General features: G+C 42.6%; 14 protein-coding genes. 5 read left to right on the forward strand and 9 right to left on the reverse strand.

Annotated elements, in window-relative coordinates:
- The first annotated feature begins 47 nt into the window (after positions 1–47).
- Entirely contained in the window at positions 48–5,171 is a 5,124-nt protein-coding gene (locus ACORHV_RS07880) for an SIALI-17 repeat-containing surface protein (protein ID WP_434398050.1), read from the forward strand.
- 69 nt (positions 5,172–5,240) lie between these two features.
- Here ACORHV_RS07880 and mraY read toward each other — a convergent pair whose 3' ends face one another.
- The 4 genes from mraY to rsmH are packed head-to-tail and all read right to left on the reverse strand — an operon-like array spanning position 5,241 to position 9,760.
- A complete protein-coding gene (mraY, locus tag ACORHV_RS07885) occupies positions 5,241–6,221 on the reverse strand; it encodes a phospho-N-acetylmuramoyl-pentapeptide-transferase (protein WP_000625795.1) in 981 nt (326 codons plus the stop codon).
- Position 6,222: 1 nt separating this feature from the next.
- Positions 6,223–8,478: a penicillin-binding protein PBP2X gene (pbp2X, locus tag ACORHV_RS07890; RefSeq protein WP_434398053.1), complete on the reverse strand. Its 2,256-nt coding sequence runs from the start codon at positions 8,476–8,478 to the stop codon at positions 6,223–6,225.
- A gap of 3 nt (positions 8,479–8,481) precedes the next feature.
- Positions 8,482–8,799 carry a cell division protein FtsL gene (ftsL, locus tag ACORHV_RS07895; protein ID WP_000840795.1) on the reverse strand — a complete coding sequence of 106 codons (318 nt, stop codon included), beginning with the start codon at positions 8,797–8,799 and terminating at the stop codon, positions 8,482–8,484.
- Between the two features lie 10 nt (positions 8,800–8,809).
- Entirely contained in the window at positions 8,810–9,760 is a 951-nt protein-coding gene (gene rsmH / locus ACORHV_RS07900) for a 16S rRNA (cytosine(1402)-N(4))-methyltransferase RsmH (protein ID WP_434398055.1), read from the reverse strand.
- 162 nt (positions 9,761–9,922) lie between these two features.
- Here rsmH and ACORHV_RS07905 point away from each other — a divergent pair, with 162 nt between their 5' ends.
- From ACORHV_RS07905 to ACORHV_RS07920, 4 genes are read left to right on the forward strand one after another with little or no spacing between them, the layout of a single operon-like run.
- Complete coding sequence (locus tag ACORHV_RS07905) at positions 9,923–10,117, forward strand: helix-turn-helix transcriptional regulator (protein ID WP_001082470.1); 195 nt, start codon at positions 9,923–9,925, stop codon at positions 10,115–10,117.
- 15 nt (positions 10,118–10,132) lie between these two features.
- Entirely contained in the window at positions 10,133–10,675 is a 543-nt protein-coding gene (locus tag ACORHV_RS07910) for a DUF3278 domain-containing protein (protein WP_434398057.1), read from the forward strand.
- Between the two features lie 10 nt (positions 10,676–10,685).
- The gene (locus ACORHV_RS07915; RefSeq protein ID WP_185755874.1) at positions 10,686–11,027 is read left to right on the forward strand and encodes a hypothetical protein; all 342 of its coding nucleotides are present in this window, start codon (positions 10,686–10,688) and stop codon (positions 11,025–11,027) included.
- Positions 11,028–11,039: 12 nt separating this feature from the next.
- Complete coding sequence (locus ACORHV_RS07920; RefSeq protein ID WP_125384854.1) at positions 11,040–11,579, forward strand: DUF3278 domain-containing protein; 540 nt, start codon at positions 11,040–11,042, stop codon at positions 11,577–11,579.
- A gap of 109 nt (positions 11,580–11,688) precedes the next feature.
- Here the strand turns inward: ACORHV_RS07920 and ACORHV_RS07925 are convergent, their stop codons facing one another.
- Genes ACORHV_RS07925 through ACORHV_RS07945 form a run of 5 tightly spaced genes read right to left on the reverse strand, consistent with a single transcriptional unit; the run spans position 11,689 to position 16,550 of the window.
- The gene (locus ACORHV_RS07925; RefSeq protein WP_000412460.1) at positions 11,689–12,690 is read right to left on the reverse strand and encodes a LacI family DNA-binding transcriptional regulator; all 1,002 of its coding nucleotides are present in this window, start codon (positions 12,688–12,690) and stop codon (positions 11,689–11,691) included.
- 59 nt (positions 12,691–12,749) lie between these two features.
- Positions 12,750–14,651, reverse strand: a complete 1,902-nt coding sequence (locus ACORHV_RS07930) for an alginate lyase family protein (protein ID WP_000657072.1) — start codon at positions 14,649–14,651, stop codon at positions 12,750–12,752.
- A gap of 21 nt (positions 14,652–14,672) precedes the next feature.
- On the reverse strand, positions 14,673–14,966 hold the full coding sequence (locus tag ACORHV_RS07935; RefSeq protein ID WP_000381735.1) for a preprotein translocase subunit YajC: 294 nt from the start codon (positions 14,964–14,966) through the stop codon (positions 14,673–14,675).
- Positions 14,966–15,784: a PTS system mannose/fructose/sorbose family transporter subunit IID gene (locus tag ACORHV_RS07940; protein WP_000148024.1), complete on the reverse strand. Its 819-nt coding sequence runs from the start codon at positions 15,782–15,784 to the stop codon at positions 14,966–14,968. The genes ACORHV_RS07935 and ACORHV_RS07940 overlap by 1 nt, the downstream gene beginning before the upstream one ends.
- A complete protein-coding gene (locus tag ACORHV_RS07945; RefSeq protein WP_000026611.1) occupies positions 15,771–16,550 on the reverse strand; it encodes a PTS mannose/fructose/sorbose/N-acetylgalactosamine transporter subunit IIC in 780 nt (259 codons plus the stop codon). The genes ACORHV_RS07940 and ACORHV_RS07945 overlap by 14 nt, the downstream gene beginning before the upstream one ends.
- Between the last annotated feature and the right edge of the window lie 2 nt (positions 16,551–16,552).

Here is a 16,552-nt window from a genome sequence, read left to right on the forward strand (position 1 = left end):
CTGCTTCATAAAATGTAAGCGGTTTCGAATAAACAAAGGAGGGTTTTATGAAAAAACACTTTTGGGAGAAATCCTGTCGCTATAGCATCCGCAAGCTGACGGTTGGGACTGCTTCTGTTTTGCTGGGGGCTATTTTTCTAGTCAACCATACTGTAGCTGCAGACAGTGTTGAGGTCAAGCAAACTGAACCAACCTCTGTCGAAGCTATCACTAAGCCTGATAGTGAACCCAAAGCAGCTGAAGCGACTGAAACTACAAATCCGTCTCTAGCCGAAAGTCCAGTAGTTTCCGAAAGCAAGCCAGCTAACGAGACTCAAAAGACAAATAGTCAAGCTAGTGAAGAAGCCATTGTTGAAGCCAAAGAAAATAAGGAACTTGAAAAAGCAGATCAGCCGGTGACAAAGCAAGAAAACTATCAACTCAACTACGATCAACCAACAGCTCCCTCCTATGATGGATGGGAAAAACAAGCCCTTCCTGTCGGAAATGGAGATATGGGAGCCAAGGTTTTCGGTCTCATTGGGGAAGAGAGAATCCAGTACAACGAAAAGACCCTCTGGTCAGGAGGGCCACAACCTGATAGCACCGACTATAACGGAGGAAACTACAAGGATCGCTACAAGGTTTTAGCAGAGATACGTAAAGCCCTTGAAGCTGGAGATCGCCAAAAAGCAAAACAGCTAGCCGAACAAAATCTAGTCGGACCAAACAATGCTCAGTATGGACGTTATCTTGCCTTTGGTGATATCTTCATGGTCTTTAATAACCAGAAGAAAGGACTAGATACTGTAACTGATTATCACCGTAATCTGGATATCACTGAAGCCACTACGACAACTTCTTACACTCAAGATGGGACAACCTTCAAACGCGAAACTTTCTCCAGTTATCCTGATGATGTCACTGTGACCCACTTGACCAAAAAAGGAAACAAGACACTTGACTTTACCCTTTGGAACAGCTTGACAGAAGACTTGCTTGCTAATGGCAACTACTCTTGGGAATATTCCAACTATAAGAATGGTCATGTCACTACAGATGCAAACGGAATCCTTCTAAAGGGAACTGTCAAAGATAACGGCCTCCAATTTGCATCCTATCTAGGAATTAAAACGGACGGAAAGGTGACTGTTCAGGACGAAACTCTAACCGTCACAGGCGCAAGTTATGCAACCCTCTATCTCAGTGCCAAGACTAACTTTGCTCAGAATCCAAAAACCAACTATCGAAAAGACATTGACCTCGAAAAAACAGTTAAAGGGATTGTCGAAGCAGCTAAGTCCAAAGACTACGAGACACTTAAAAAGGCCCATATCAAGGACTATCAAAGTCTCTTTAACCGCGTTAAACTAAATCTAGGCGGAACCAAGACTACTCAAACGACAAAAGAGGCCCTTCAAGGCTATAACCCAGAAAAAGGGCAAAAATTGGAAGAACTCTTCTTCCAATATGGCCGATATCTACTCATCAGTTCGTCTCGTGATCGGACAGATGCTCTTCCTGCCAACCTCCAAGGAGTCTGGAACGCTGTAGACAATCCACCTTGGAACGCTGACTACCACCTCAATGTCAATTTGCAAATGAACTATTGGCCAGCTTACATGAGCAACCTTGCTGAAACTGCCAAGCCAATGATCAATTACATTGATGACATGCGCTATTATGGCCGTATCGCTGCCAAGGAATACGCAGGTATCGAATCCAAAGACGGACAAGAAAATGGTTGGCTGGTCCACACCCAGGCGACACCATTTGGCTGGACTACTCCAGGCTGGAATTACTATTGGGGTTGGTCTCCAGCAGCCAACGCTTGGATGATGCAGAATGTCTATGACTACTACAAATTCACCAAGGATGAGACCTATCTCAAAGAAAAGATCTATCCTATGTTGAAAGAGACTGCCAAGTTCTGGAACTCCTTCTTGCACTATGACCAGGCCAGTGACCGTTGGGTGTCTTCTCCATCCTACTCACCAGAACACGGTACCATCACCATCGGAAATACCTTTGACCAATCGCTAGTCTGGCAGCTATTCCACGACTACATGGAAGTTGCCAACCATCTGAATGTCGACAAAGACTTAGTCACAGAGGTCAAGGCTAAATTTGACAAACTTAAACCACTTCACATCAATAAAGAGGGCCGTATCAAAGAATGGTACGAAGAAGACAGTCCGCAATTCACCAATGAAGGGATTGAAAATCACCACCGCCACGTTTCCCATCTAGTTGGTCTCTTCCCAGGTACGCTCTTTAGCAAGGACCAGGCTGAATACCTAGAGGCTGCGCGTGCTACCTTGAATCACCGTGGAGATGGGGGGACTGGTTGGTCTAAGGCCAATAAAATCAACCTCTGGGCTCGTCTGCTGGACGGTAACCGTGCCCATCGCTTACTCGCTGAACAGCTCAAGTACTCAACTCTAGAAAACCTTTGGGATACCCACGCGCCTTTCCAAATCGACGGAAACTTTGGAGCGACCAGTGGGATGGCAGAAATGCTTCTCCAATCACACACTGGCTATATTGCACCATTGCCAGCCCTTCCAGATGCATGGAAAGACGGTCAAGTTTCTGGCTTGGTTGCCCGTGGTAACTTTGAAGTCAGCATGAAGTGGAAAGATAAAAACCTGCAAAGCTTGTCCTTCCTTTCAAATGTCGGTGGAGACCTGGTTGTAGATTATCCAAATATCGAAGCTAGCCAAATCAAGGTCAATGGCAAACCAGTCAAGGCAACGATCCTTAAAGATAATCGTATCCAGCTTGCAACGCAAAAAGGTGACGTCATTACCTTTGAACATTTCCCTGGCCGTGTGACCAGTCTGACAGCCGTTCGACAAAATGGAGTCACTGCCGAACTTACCTTCAACCAAGTAGAAGGCGCTACCCACTATGTCATCCAAAGACAAGTGAAAGACGAAACTGGCCAAACCTCTGCGACCAGAGAATTTGTAACCAATCAAACCCACTTTATTGACCGATCACTAAATCCTCAACTCGCCTATACTTATACTGTCAAGGCTATGCTGGGCGAAGTTTCCACACAAGTTTCTGAACAGGCCACTGTCGAAACCTATAGCGAGTTGATGGACGACCGAGATAGCCGCATCCAGTACGGAGCTGCCTTTGGAAACTGGGCAGACTCAGAATTATTTGGAGGAACAGAGAAATTTGCTGACCTTTCAAAAGGAGACTACACAGACGAAGATCTCACTGCTACCATTCCTTTCACTGGCGTTGGTATCGAAATCTATGGACTGAAATCGTCTGAACTAGGTCTTGCCACTGCTAAAATTGATGGCAAAGAAGTCGGGGAGCTTGACTTCCATACTGCTGGAGCAACTGAAAAAGGTAGTCTCATTGGTCGCTTCGCAGGACTATCTGACGGACCTCACACATTGACTCTTAGTGTTAAACGTGAGCACAAAGGACGTGGTAGTGAGCGCTCGAAAATTTCATTAGACTACTTCAAGATCCTAGCAGGAACAGGCAATACGATTGAAAAAATAGATGATCGCGATTCGCGCATCCAGTATGGTGCCCAGTTTAAGGACTGGTCTGACCCTGAACTCTACGGAGGTACGGAAAAATACGCTGATATTAACAACAGCGACTCTAGTGCAGCTTCAGAAGCTCAGGCAACTATTTCCTTTACAGGGACGGGTATTCGTATCTTTGGCTTAAAGAGCCTCGCTCTTGGACGAGCACGTGTTACACTAGATGGCAAAGAAATGCCAAGTCTAGACTTCTACACTTCAGGTGCAACTGAAAAGAGAGCTTTTATTGGTGAATTTACAAACCTTACTGACGGTCCGCACACCCTGACACTACAAGTTGACCCAGATTCGCCAGAAGGTCGCAAGAAAATCTCTCTAGACTCCTTTGATATCATCAAAGCCCCTGCTGTTGGTATAGATAGCCCGAGCATTGCGCCTCTTAAGGAAAATGACAAAACCATTTCCTTAAGCCTACCAGCTGAAGATTGGGAAGCCATCGCAGTGACCTTCCCAGGTGTCAAAGATCCTCTAGTTTTGCGTAAGGTGGATGAAACGCATCTGGTTACAAGTGGGGATCAGACTATCCTATCAATCCAAGACAATCAAGTTCAAATCCCAATCCCTGACGAAACCAATCGCAAATCTGGAAATGCCATTGAAGCATATGCTATTCAAGGAACTACCACTAGCAGTCCTGTCGTAGCCGTCTTTACTAAAAAAGATGAAAAGAAAGTTGACGAGAAGCAGCCAACTACAAGCAAGGGGGATGAACCAGCTCCTACTGTTGACATTCCTGAATACACTGAGCCTATCGGGACTGCAGGGCAAGAAGTGCCACCCACTGTAGAAAAGTCTGAATACACCGAACCTATCGGAACGGCGGGGCAAGAAGAGTCTCCTACTGTAGAAAAGCCTGAATACACCGAACCTATCGGAACAGCAGGTCAAGAGGAAGCACCTACTGTTGAAAAACCTGAATACACCAAACCTATCGGAACAGCAGGTCAAGAGGAAGCACCTACTGTTGAAAAACCTGAATACACCAAACCTATCGGAACTAGTGGGGATCAGGCTGCTCCAAGCCTTAGCCTTCCTGACTATCCAGTTCAAGTCTTAAAAGATAAGGAGACTGGAGTAGAAATCATCGGTGGAGCCAGCGACTTAGAAGGAATTTTTCACGTTTCTAGCCGACGTGTCCTAGCTCAAGAACTCTTTGGCAAGACCTATGACGCTTACGACCTACAACTTAAAAATCCAACAGATCATAGCGTACAGCCAAAAGGCGCTGTCTTAGTTCGCTTGCCTATTTCAGCTAGCGTAGAAAACATCTACTACATCACTCCGACCAAGGAGTTGCAAGCCCTTGATTTCACCGTTCGAGACGGAAAGGTAGAATTCATCACTAATCATTTCAGTACCTATGCTGTCGTCTATCAAGCAACTGGAACCAGCTCTAACACTGAGGATAAACCAAGTACTTCAGATGAAGAAGCCTTGGCACACGAGGCTGAACAACTTTCAGCTAGTCCTAGCCTTGCAAAAGCTGGAAATCATTCTCCTAAAGAAGAACTTCCAGCAACAGGAGAAGCGTCCAACCCACTCCTCTTCTTAGCAGGACTCAGCCTAGCCCTTACAGGCACTTTTATGTTAAAAGGAAGAAAGGATGACTCCAACTAACCTTTAAGCACACAAAAACAGGATGAAGATCACCTTCATCCTGTTTTATTTTGTCATCAAAAGTTAGTTTTACAGTAGGTATAAAAAGGCTAAGGTCAAGAGACTTGCTAGAAGCCCAACTCCCCAAAAGAAGAAGTCAACCTTCCACTCGCTCCAAGGATTGCCCTTGCCTGAGAATCCTCCAAGCTCGAAATGGTGATGCACAGGTGTCATACGGAAAATACGTTTTCCACCACTAAGTTTGAAGTAGGTAACCTGCATCATAACAGAGCTTGTCTCAAAGACATAGATAATCCCAATCAGTAAAAGGGTCCATTCTTGGTGGAGGGCCATAGAGATTGCTGCCAGCATCCCACCAAGAGCCAAACTTCCCACATCTCCCATGAAGACCTTGGCAGGCTTGTGGTTAAAGACGAAGAAACCTAGCAAACCACCAATCATGGCAAGAATCACAAGAAGGATATCCAGTTGATTTTGCATATAAGCAATCACACCGTAGGCCGATAAGCTAATCACCACGGAAATACTTGCTAAGCCGTCAATCCCGTCTGTCAAGTTTACTGCGTTTGAAAAGCCAACTAGCCAGAAAAGGGCAAAGAAAATATAGAAAATACCCAGGTGAACTTGGTAACCAAAGACTGAAAGCATGTCACCACCACGCTCATAAAAGAGGTAGAAAATCACTCCTCCAAGCAGCTGGAGAGCAAGTTTTTGCTTGGGATTTAAGCCTTCGTTGATCTTACGAAAGACCTTGAGAAAATCATCCAAAAAACCTACCAAACCATACAAAACCAAGATAAACAAAATCATGCCTACATTGTTGGTCAATTGTTGGGTAAAGAGAGCAACAAGAAAGCTCACAACTACTGCAACGATAAGAAAGACAAGACCTCCCATGGTTGGAGTCCCAGCTTTAGCTTGGTGTTGTTTGACATCCTCGTGCATCTGCTGACCTGTAATCTGTGCTTTTCGATAAAATCGGATAAAGGCTGGAATGCCAATCAAGGTCAATAGAAAGGCTAGAACTCCAGCACTAATGGAACTAATCATCTTAATCTCCTAAAGTTATTTTCATTTTTTTAATGTCTTTGAGGGCTGTATTGGCACGGACACTTTGTTTCTTGACCGTTTTGCCACTACCTTCCCACTCGACTTCTATATTGAGCCATTTGGCAAATGTTTGCACATTTTCATCTGTCCAGCCGTACATATCAGGCATTTCTTCGACCTTATCTGACAGGATCAAGATCTGCTGATTGACTTCCAAATTATCTCCTTCAGAAACCGAGAGTTCCTTGATCTTGGTTCCTGTTCCAATAACGATTGGTTGTACAAGGTTACGACGCAATTCCTCTGCTAGGTCTCCCGGAGTAAAGTCCTTGGTAGCTGGCATGGCATAGCTTGTCGTCTTGCTGACCTGATCCAAGCTCTTGGCAGTTGACTGAAGATTGAGGGATTCCTTCATAGCAGAAGCTCGCTCAAGGATTGGGTTGGCAAACTCTCCCAGCTGAACACCAGAATAATGCTCTGGCTGTTGCACCGTTACATAGAGGATAAAATCAGGATTTTCTGCAGGATGCATCGACACAACAGAGAAGATATAATTGGTTTCACCTATTAGATATCCCCCATTCTTCTCATCAGCAATCTGAGCAGTTCCTGACTTCAGGGCAACATTCTGTCCCGGAACATTAACAGTTGGTTTTCCTGTACTGTGGTTGTACATGGTACCGTAGATAGGATCTGTCCCGACCATGACCATGTGCTCCCGAGTAGAGGACGCTGCTGCTTTTGACACAGGATTTCCGACAATTTCTTTTTGAGACTTACGAACAGACTGGTCATTTGGATCATAGAGGGCACTGATAAATTTCGGTTCCAACATAACCCCATCGTTGGCAATGGCTGTAAAGGCACGAAGCATCTGGGTCTGGGTAACAGAAATCCCTTGTCCAAATGAACTCATGGCGATATTGACAATGTTATCAGCAGGCAATTGACCTGTGTACTCATCCGTCAGACCAAAACGGGTCGGCACCCCAAACTTAAAGCGGTTAAGGTAGTCCAGCCAAGTTGCATCTCCCATTTTTTGTTCAAGTAGACTCATTCCAACATTACTGGAGTGAGCGAAACCTTGTGAGAAAGTCATCATCCCACCAGTAGTCAAACCATCATTAACATCCCAATCTCGAATCGTCGCATCCGCTATTTTTAATTCACTGCTATTGAAGTATTCTCCACTTGGGAAGGTATTATTATCAATAGAAGAAGCTAACGTCATCACCTTCATGGCTGATCCTGGTTCATAGTTACTTTGATAAAGAATGTCACGCCAAACAAAGTCCTCAGTGATTCCTTCTTTAGTATCTGCATTAAAGGTAGGTCGTTGGGTGGTAGCGAGAATTTCACCGGTCTTTGCACTGACCAAGGTAGCTGTCATATACTTGCCTTTTACCTTTTCCTGGAAGGCATCCATCTGCGTTTCCATAAAGGATTGCAAGGGACTAGAAAGGGTTGTGTACACATCCTTTCCATCTACCGTTTGTTGAGAAGCTTGATCTGTACCCGGGACAATATTTCCTAGACGATCTTTCTCATAGGTGATGATCCCATCTGTACCCGCCAGAATGCTATTTAAAGAACTCTCCAATCCAGATGTCCCAATCAAACGTTTGGTGCCATCCTCATTTTCATGGAGTTGCGCTAAACCGATAAAGGATGAAGCAAACTGTCCATTGGGATAACTGCGGTTAGGGCTAGTTGTAAAGTCAACTCCCTCAACGCCAGCTGTTTTAAGGTCATTTTTAATAGCCATCATATTGGCATAGGTGATCCCATTTCCCTTGGTACCAAAAGACACCTGTTTTAGATCTGGCTGAGAAAGTTGTTCCTTGACATAAGACTCCTCCATATCGAGGTATTTATGGAAAATTTCAGCTACCTTATTAAATTGAGAATCTTCTACATAGAGAATTTTGCCTGTTGCTGACTTGTAGGTCTTGTCAATAACAGCATAGATATTATAAGAAGTTGCATCCTCAGCAATAGGCGTTCCATTACGATCGTAGATGGTCCCCCGCTTGGCTGGAATCGTCTTGGTTGTTTGGTGAACCTTTTTGGCCTCTTGAACCAAATCCTTACCAAATTTTTTACCCGTTCCGATAATAACCGCAAAGTTCACCAAAAAGACAGCGAAGAGTATGACAGCCAATAAACTCAGGCTTTTCCCTACTCTTCGGCGATTTTCTTCTGGAGATTTACGGTTACGAACGGCATAACGGATGATTTTTTCTTTCCACTGTTTCATTTCTTACTCCGCTGCTCGGATATTTTCGTTATTCAGCTGCAAATCTTTAGAGTTTGCAATCTCTTTCAAACGTTCTGAACGAATCAATTCATTGACCTCTTGCTTGGCATCATCTAGCTCGGTTTTCTTTTCTTCGATTTGAGCATTGACCTTGGTCAATTCATTCTGAACTTGTAATAGCTTGGTCTGCATAAACACAACGCTAATTGCCAGGATAATCATTGTTGCAGCAATCGAAACATAGAAGGCCTTTTCCACACGTGAAAAACCTTTGAACTTCGTTTGCAATAACTGGCTTGTTTTTTCGATTCTTTCTGCCATGTTTTTCCTCTTACTTGTGAATTTTTCTAGCCACGCGCAACTTGGCTGAATGCGAACGATTGTTGGCTTCTAGCTCTTCAGCACTTGGCAAGATTGGCTTACGGGATACCAATTCCATCTTGGGCTTAAGGTCATCTGGAATGAAGGGCAAGCCTTTGGGAACTTCCACTGTTGAAGCTTCCTTGAATAATTGCTTGGTCAAGCGGTCTTCCAGCGAATGGAAGGTAATGACCGAGATTCTACCATCCAGAGCCAGCATGTCCATGGCCTGCTGGATAGATTCATCTGCAGCGCCCAGCTCATCATTGACTTCGATTCGGATAGCCTGAAAAATCTGCTTGGCAGGGTGTCCCTTTTTCTTGAGCTCCTTGGCAGGCTTGGCTGACTTGATAATCTCTGCCAACTTCGTCGTTGTCTCAATGGGTTTCACCTCACGCGCTTGCTCAATCTTACGGGCAATCTGTTTAGAAAATTTATCCTCACCATACTTGAAAAAGATCCGAACCAGGTCATGATAGTCATAATGATTGACCACCTCATAGGCCGTCAGACTAGCTTCCTGATTCATCCGCATATCCAGTGGCGCATCCTTTTTATAAGAAAAACCACGTTCACGCTGATCCAGCTGAGGACTGGACACTCCCAAGTCATAACAAATTCCATCAATTTCCTGGACACCAGCCTCCTGCAAACGTGCCTGCAAATGACGGAAGTTATCCTTGATAAAGGTTACCATCCCCTTTTCGATATAGGGTGCCAACCGTTTTTGCGCATTGTCAATGGCATTCTGGTCCTGGTCAAAGGCATAGAGATGCCCTTTTTCGCTCAATTTACTTAATAAATATTCGCTATGGCCTGCTCCGCCCAAAGTCGCATCAACGTAGATACCGTCAGGTTTTACGTCAAGCATATCAATCGTTTCATGAAGCAAGACCGTTACATGATGAAATTCTTTTGTCATATCCTATCTATTTTACCACAAATCTGACCAGCTTGCACTTGTCAGACAAGGCTAAGTTTCTTCGAAAAAAATTCTCAAAAATATGTCATATATACTTGACACCTCATCCCCAAAAGAATATAATATAGTCAAATATATACGACATATCAGAAAGGAGACCCTATGAATCGTGTGAAAGAATTCCGCAAGGAACTGGGCATTTCCCAGCTCGAGCTCGCCAAAGATATCGGTGTCTCGAGACAGACCATCAACATGATTGAAAATGACAAGTACAATCCAACCCTAGAACTCTGTCTCAACCTCGCCCGCAGCCTCCAAACTGACCTCAACAGTCTCTTTTGGGAAGACGATTTTTAAAAAAGGAGCAAACAAATGAAAAAAGAAACTCTCACTGAAAAACTCATCAAACGCATATACGGTATTTCTGGTCCCCTTGACGAACACAAACGGCGCGAGGCCGATCGTATCGGGAATCAGGTCTTTATTGTCCTCTTTTATCTGATGACATTTGGCAACCTCATCCCCTTTGTCCTTGCTTATAAATACCCGCAAATTGTCGCTATCGGTTATCCTCTCGTGGTGTTTGGCATTTCGATGATGGCTGCCCTCTATGTGGTCTCTCAAACCAAGAAAACGGGCATCACAGCTATTGATCCCGAAATGCTGAGTAAAAAAGAAAGCAAACAGCTACATTTTCCTGGTCTAAAAGCCGGTCTGATCTATGGCATAGCGATATTTTTTATAATGCCACTCATCGATACCCTAACCAGTGAAAATTCAAATTTCATCAGTTCTCTTCTGAATTCAAAACATATTTTAAAAACTATACTGGGAGCGTTCTTTTTTGGACTGATGATACAAATTATCGTCTCTCTTCGCATTCGAAAAGCCAAGAAAGACCATGAAGACGACTAGGAGGTACCTTATGAAATCACTAGCTAGACTACTGATCAGCCATGTTTTTATCAGTATCTTTGTTACCTTTTTCCTACTTTCTGGACATATTGAGCATCCTTTCTTGATTATCTTTCTTTTATTCCTTCCTGTATTGAACAAGGGACAGAGATTCCAGAAAATCCAATCAAAAAAAATACGTCTTCTAAACGCATCTCTCTGTTTTATCCTCATATCCTTTCCACAACTTTTAACAAATCCTATGGATTGGAGATACCTGGTATTTCTAATAATCTGTATCATTTTTAGTTTGGTTTACTTCTATACTCTCTATCAACTCTTTAAAGAAGTCAATCAAAAATCGCTCATTTAGAAGGTTACTCCCATGAAAAAAGAAGATTTCACCACTCGCTTACTCAAACTATTCTTTCACATACAAGGGCCTTTTGATGAATGCCGTCAAGAGATGATTTACAAGGCTTGTGCCCGTGCCTTGATCCAAATCGTTTACTCCTCCCTCCTACTCTTCTTGTTCTATCTCCTATTTGGACGCTTCATAGAGTTGGTTCGAGATGCCATGCCCTACCTCTATTTTGGACTTATCTTCGTCCTCTCATCTAGGGCGAGACTAGCAGTTCGCAACTTACATTTCGACAAGGATGACCCGTCCGAAATCCATCACAAAAGATACAGCAAAAGTCAAATCAACCTTCGTAGTTGGGGTGTATTCATCAGCATTCCAATTGGCTTGTTTGTCTTATCAGCCTTTCACAAACTCTTTGTTCAGCATCTTCCCCTCGATACCTTTTGGGACAATCTCTCCCAGTTCGATAAAATGCTCCCTTTACTAGTCTTGGGTTTGGGAATTGGTGCCATCTTTGGAACCATGACCTATGCCTTTTTATCGGAACACGTTAAAAAATAGACCAAGATTCGCTAATTTTTTAATTTATAGGCAAAGAATCCCACCTAGTTCGTTCTAGGTGGGATTCTTTTATTTCTTAACAGAGGTCACAAGTCATTTCCCTTTCATCTTAGAAAGTAGACTCTTTCCAACTCACACTACAATCCAAGACTTGTTGCCTTTCTTCTTGATTGCGGCCTTCAATCTGGTCAATCAAAATCTTTGTAGCCTGTTGTCCTTCTTCAAAGGCGGGCTGAACCAGCGTCGAAACACTTGGAGAAGAAAAGCAAGTCCACTCCGTATTGTCAAAACCAATCAACCCAACTTGTGGCAAGTTATAGTTCAACTCTTTGATAACGGTAAAGACTAGAGGTAGGGCCCAACAGTTAGGAACAAATACCAGAGTTTTTTCATCGGGATTGATTTCTTTTTGTAAAAATTCCTTAATTTGTTCCAAATTCGTATGCTTATCTTCAATGGTTAGACTGGCGTGGCGCATATTAGCATCTGTCAAAGCATCCACAAAACCACTTGCCCGCTCAATCCGAGTACTCAAGCGACTCGTATCCGCTGTAATCAAAAGAAAATGCTCATAACCTTTTTCGATACAGGACTGGGTCATGTCATAAACGGCATCATAGTTATTGGTTTTGACCCAGCTAGTCCGGTGTTCATAGAGCTGACTATCAAAAAAGACCATTTTCTTCTTTTTCTCATCGATGATACGAGAATATTTTCGGAAATTAGAGGTCGGCTGAATAATAAAGCCGTCTACTCCCAAGAGAAGCATGCTTTCAATATACCGGTCCTCACTCTCTTGGCTGTAATTACTATTTCCTATCATTACCTGGTAGCCATTCTGGCTGGCGATATCCTCAATTCCCTTAACAATTTGGTTTGAGAAACTGTTGGTAATATCACCGATCAAAACACCAATTAATTTTGTTCGTTTGGAGTTTAAGCTACGCGCAACAATGCTCGGTTTGTAATTTGTTTCATGAATAACTTTTTCAATCTTTTCACGTGTCTCTCGGGACATTTTTTCATATTTCCCGTTTAGGTAAAATGACACGGTTGTTTTCGAGGTCTGAGCCATTTCTGCAATGTCTTTTATGGTCAGTTTCTTCTCCAATCTAAAACACCTCCTACTAATACTTAGTATAACATATTCACCATTCAAAATGCCTATTTCTAGCACTGCAAGCGAATCATTCTCTCATTTATTTTATCATATACTAGACATTTCCCACGCATTTTTGTTCCGTCAACGAGGCATAATTTTTCACCTACACAAATGTCCTCGCTTAATAACAAAATCAGCTTGTCTGTTTCGTCATTTTTCACTTCAAAAGCCAGAGCATTTTCCACTTCACGACCATCTGTCTGGTAGACAGAATGAAGGATGATTTCAAAACTCTCATGCGCAATGATGGTATAATCCAGCATCTGATTCTCAAAGAATTGGCGCTTGGTGAGTTTGCTGCTTTTTTCAAGTTCATTGTATTTAGGAGAAATAATGGTAGCTTCTAAATCAAAATCAACTTCACTCCATAGTCTCAACTGATTGATTTTCCCATCTTGATAGGTCACATCCTTGTCAAGAATAAACTGGGTCAACGCCTCATGCTGACCTTGACACCTGATATCATCTACCAAGAGCCAGACATCCTCTGCCAACATGAGGATTTTTCTCCTGTAAAGATAAGGCAAATCAGGATCTACTGACAAATAAGCCCCCTCAATATAATGCACTCCCTCTCTTTCTTTGTGGTGACAAAACAGGGAGTGAGGATAGTATTCATATTCCCAGGATCCCGTAATCCTTTCTGGAGCTTTCCCATCTACCATACAGGTCGAATGACTCCAAGCACTCTTTAAGAGATAACGTTCATCTATCTCCCGATAAGAATAACGCCCAGCATCTATGAAAATCGGTTGACCTTGATACTGTAAGCAAAAACTATTCTCGTCACTATGGCTATGGGCACTTCCCATCGGGCCGTTTTTGAAAAATAGATAACGATGTTCATCCTTAATGCAGACATGTCCAGAGTCTTCAAAGATCATGGACTTAGGCTGCCAAGCTCTCTTTTCAAATTCCTGCAGTCGCTTGACCTTTTCTCGCCCTAGGAACAAGAGGCTAAGCAAATCAACTTTAACATCCAGACCGTTAAGAAGATCTTCCTTGTTCAAAACCACAGCAGACAGGCTCAAAATCTCTGTCGTTTCTGTAGAATCGCTATCACCAAAAGCCAGAGTCCGTCCATCCAGGCCTGTCATCATCTGAATGTAAGTCGCCATCTTTTCCAGCAACTCTTGAAAGCTATCTTGCAAGTCTGGAAGCAAGAGACACAAGTCTAGCAAGGCTTTATAAACCTCTACATGATATAGAATCGACTGTTCAAACTGGCTTCCATCCTCTAAAATCTGCTTCTCAATTTGCTGTTTCAACTCCTCTGAAGCAAAAAGGTAAACTTCTTCTAAATCCATCTTATCTGAAAAGAAATGATAGATAGCAAGCATAGGAATTGTTTGTAAAATTCCCCAGTTACTAAGGGTGTACTTGGCGCGATAGTGGCTTTTCATAAAGTCAATCTGCTTTTCTAGACTGACCAAAATTTTCTCTAGCTCTTCCTCTTCTAGCAAGTCAAATTTCGAGAAGAGCAAGAGTAGTTTTAACCAAGTAAAGGAACGAATGCCTGTATCCAAGGTTCTAGTCATCAAAGATTGAGGAGAAAACTCTCTCACCTGCTCAATCCAATCAAATAGAAAGAACTTGCACTTTTGAATATAGCCCTTATCTCCCTCTACCAGATACCCTATCATAAACTGCAAGAGATATTCTTGTCGATTGAGCATATAAACCCATTCTGGATCATCTTCAAATACTTGATTCCACACCATCGGCTGGATTTGATAGATTTTTGAACAAGGTTCCATATCCCAAGGACTATCAAACATAAAACGATTGTCCATCAAGCGTTCAAGGGAACGCTTGACCTTCTCATAGTCTTTTGAACAGTGGGACAAGATATAGTCACGACATTGGTCCCCGTCAACTCTTTCAAAAAATTGTCTTCTTTCTTCTTTCATTATCTTTTACCAGAAAAAGAACTACTTAAAAAGCAGTTCTTTTGTCTTTCCCATTACACTTTCCTTTTCTACATAGATGACGACTCCTTTTGCAATCTGCAAAGAGATCAAGTCATCTTTGATAGAAATGATTTTTCCATGAATTCCAGACAACAACAACACTTCATCATCAGATGTTAAAGAAGCTAAATACTCTTGTCGTTGCTCCATCTGTTTGCGAAGCAACTTTTGCTGACGAATAGAATGAAAGCTTGACAGTAAAAGGGGGCTCACTGCCAAGACAATCACTATTCCATAAAACAATGTCGTATCCATTAAGCTAGAATCTTAAGCCAGCTTCCGATAATTCCGATGATAACTGTTAAAATAACGAGTTTATATGTTGTCCATTTCTTTTCTTTGATCAAGTAGTAAACTAAAAGTGTAAATAGGGCTGGTAGAAGAGCCGGAGCAACCTTATCAAGCATTCCCTGAATGCTTACGATACTTTGTTTAGCGTCTGCTTTTACTTCCCCTGCAGCAAAGGTAATCGGCACCATAATCTTAACAGATGTCGCTGCCAAACCAGCAATTACGGTTACACCGATAATATTGGCAATACGAGAAATCGTTGCCATCTGTTCGCTTAGTTTATCAATCACAGTTGTTCCTAGTTTGTATCCATACAGACCAGTTGACAATTTAATAGCTGTCAAAATCGTATTCATCGCAAGGAAGAACAAGATTGGACCGACAACCAAGCCTTCTTGAGCAAACGAAGCTGCGATGGTTGAGAACAATGGAGCTAAACAAAATTGAGAGAGAGAATCCCCAATACCTGCCAATGGTCCCATCAAGGCCATCTTGATGCTACGTGTTTCTTTTGCTGGGCGACCATTTTCCAACATTACAAGGTGCAAGCTGGTAATAAAAGGCAGGAAGTGTGGGTTGGTATTATAGAATTCACAGTTTTCTTCCAAGGCTTGGTAGAAACCTTCCTGATCCGCTCCATAGTGTTTTTTCAAAGCAGGATACATTACATTGGCATATCCCAACCCTTGATAGTTACTATAGTTAAATCCATTTTGTAAAAAGAATGCCCGCAAAGACGTTTTAAGATAATCACGTTTTGTTAATTTGTTAGATCCAGTCATCGTGTGCTTCCTCCTCTACCACATGATTCGCTGTTTTTGGCTTGTTATAAAATTCAATCAAAGCAAAGATAGTACCTACAATTGCAATACCAATTGTTGGGATGTTTAGATAAGCTGCACAAACATATCCCAATAAGACAAACGGAATCAACTCTTTCTTAGCCATCACTGACAAGATCATTGCAAAACCGATAGCTGGGAGCATTTTACCAGCAACTGTCAAACCTGTAAGCAATACCGGTGGAATGTAGTCTACGAGTTTCAACAAGGTATCCATTGAAAGGGCACCCAAGCAACCCAAGGTAAATCCAATAAAGGCAAACAACCAAATTGTTGCATTTAGAGTAAACTTGAATTTCTTCAAATTATGGTTTTTCAAGTGCTTCATCGCCGTTTCAGGTGCTCCAGCACGTACAGTGTAAGCGAAAGTTTGTAAGAATTGAATCGCCACAGCAATCGGAGTAGAGAGGGCAAGAGCCGCTTCTGGACTGACTTTACCAGCACTAGTGATAGCCATCAAGGTACCAAAGATACCAGGTCCGATTGGGTTTGGTGGAACAGTACCTCCAGCACCAACACCGAATCCCATATAAGCCAATTCACCAATAGCTCCCATTGCAAGAGCAGTAGGCAAATCACCTAGAATAATTCCGACACCAAATGACAGAACAATACATCTATTGGTGTAAATTCCTAACAGCATTCCACTAAAACAGAAAGCTGTCCATAATCCAATTAAAATCGCTTGAAATACATTAATCGACATAA

It is taken from the genome of Streptococcus sp. KHUD_016, assembly GCF_051106465.1.
Lineage (GTDB): Bacteria > Bacillota > Bacilli > Lactobacillales > Streptococcaceae > Streptococcus.